This window comes from Candidatus Jordarchaeum sp., assembly GCF_052745115.1.
On sequence record NZ_JBRAKS010000483.1, the window covers coordinates 1 to 2291 of the forward strand.

Below are 2291 nucleotides of genomic sequence, written 5' to 3' on the forward strand. Positions count from 1 at the left end.
GAACCGAACACCATTTAGGCGGTGTCCTAAATGGGTAAGTTTCGGACAACGGTTGATTACCCCCACTACCTCGTATCTTAATTCTTTATGGTTCTTTTTAAACTGCGAGGATTGTGACGCCAACAAAGCCGTTAAAGCACTTGATAAAGTGTCTTGCTACGGTTTAGACATAATAACTGTGGCGCAGGTTCTTGACTTATTTGTTGGGCTCTATGAAAAGGGAATAGTTACCAGGGAGGATACTGGTGGCTTGGAACTCAAGAGAGATTTTAAAAGCTTGATGAATTTGGTGGATAAAATAGCTCACAGAGAGGGTTTCGGCGACATACTTGCTGAGGGTATGGTGCAGGCGGCTAGGATGCTAGAAAAAGATATTGAAAAGCATGTGGTTCACATAAAAAATTTGAGCATAGTTTTCGATCCAAGAAACTTTGGATTAGGCAGTATGGAATTCAGCCAGGTTGTTAATCCCATGGGAGCTCACGTGGCCTGTGGAGGATCCCCCACCTATATGCCGGGCAGTGATATTGAAAAATTTAGGAGCCACGGTCAAAGAATGGGACAATCCTTGGAAGCTGTAAACCGTGTATTTCAGCATTCCACGGGCTTGGATATCGGTCGACTAACCAAATTCGGTGAAGACTGGTACTCCGTGCTAAGCTCCCTCGGCATTTGTGCCAGAGGACATATAAATCGCTTTTACACCATAAACATCTGTGCGGATTTTTACTCATCAGCAACGGGATTTGAAACCAGTCCAGAAGAGCTAACAAAAGCCGGTGAAAGGATATGGAACCTGCAAAGAATCATTAACGTTAAAGCAGGTTTCACAAGACAAGATGACCGGTTTCCTGATAAGTGGTTTGAACCCGTAGAGGATGAGGGGAAAAATTATCAGATGATGGACTACTTTAGAAAAACTATTATTACTCGTGAGATTGCAGAAAGTTTTCTTGATGGTTACTATGATGAGAGGGGCTGGGACCTAGAAACCGGAAGACCCACGGAGAAAAAACTAAAACAGTTAGGACTGGAGATGGTGATACCTAATCTTAAGAAAAGAAAACTACTGTGAGTGAATTCTACAAGACCAATTTATTCCCCGTTATTTCTATTTTATGATTATAGCTGATAGGTAACCTACTATGGCATCCGAGCTTCCTCGAATATCATAGCTGGTCGCATACTGTAGTTTTATTCCTTTTGTGGCACCAAGTTCTTTTGCCGCTATTATAGCGCTAGTCACAGGTGCTGCTCCACACATGGTGAGATCCTCTCTCCGAACCAATTTTAATAGGCCTTCGGCGTCCAAGCTTTCAATCTTACTAATTATTTTTCCGTCTGTGTCATGAACCCATTTTATAACTTTCTCTACTGGGCCTCTTCCCGCGGGAGCGTAACCATACATCATTCCGTAATGTGTTAAATCCGTACTGGCAATTATTATGGCGTTTGCATTCTCTTTTTTTATTGCCTCTGCCACTCCCACTCCAACCTCTTTACAGGTTTCCCAATCAGACATCCCCATAGCTATCGGTACTATCTTCAAATCTTCGTAGAGTTCTTGTAGAAATGGTAGCTGAACCTCGAGAGAATGTTCCGACATGTGAGCACTGTCATCATCGAGAATTATTTGGCCACTCTTCAATATGGATTTAGCAAGAATAGTATCCACAGGAACTCTTCCCTCAGGCATTATCCAATTTCCCTCCACCATGATTGAGGCACCCGGATACCCCATGTGGCTAGGTCCTATCAGCACAAAAGAATCTGGTTTACCATCATTAGCGATGGCCCTATACAAGTGTGCTGCCACAGGACCTGAATAATAATAACCAGCGTGCGGAGCGACGCAAGCAATAATATTTCTGGGACCCTCAGGATTGACTTTCGGAAGACTCTTAGGTCCAAACTCGCTGAGATAACACTCTTTAATCATTTCCTTCAAAGCTTGTTTATTACCCGGATAAAATCCAATCGCAGCAGGACTTCTGTCCCTCAACTCCTTCAAACACTCCTTCCAAACATTTATGTAAAATATTCAAATGAATTAACATCTTCTTCTAGGAAGTTCTCTTTGATATTTCTTCCTATTAATTATCACCAATTTTTTAAAAGTTATTATAGGGCAAAAGTATAATCATATAATTCATTTTTACTTATATATGGTGGATGAACTATATAATCAAATTTAGCTTTTTTAAAAGTTTTTTATTAATTTTCGATTTTTGCTATTAACTGTAGAAATCATAGACATTTGTCACCCCCCTCTTTAAATTTCTTTTCCGAGT

2 protein-coding genes are annotated in these 2291 nt (G+C 40.9%); one reads left to right on the top strand and one right to left on the bottom strand.

Going from position 1 to position 2291, the window contains the following annotated elements; genetic code table 11:
- On the top strand, window positions 1-1075 hold a 1075-nt coding region (locus tag ACUVXA_RS19875; protein ID WP_445873030.1), incomplete at its 5' end, for an aldehyde ferredoxin oxidoreductase C-terminal domain-containing protein.
- A gap of 36 nt (window positions 1076-1111) precedes the next feature.
- Here the strand turns inward: ACUVXA_RS19875 and amrB are convergent.
- Window positions 1112-2011: an AmmeMemoRadiSam system protein B gene (gene amrB, locus ACUVXA_RS19880; protein ID WP_445873031.1), complete on the bottom strand. Its 900-nt coding sequence runs from the start codon at window positions 2009-2011 to the stop codon at window positions 1112-1114.
- Window positions 2012-2291 lie beyond the last annotated feature (280 nt).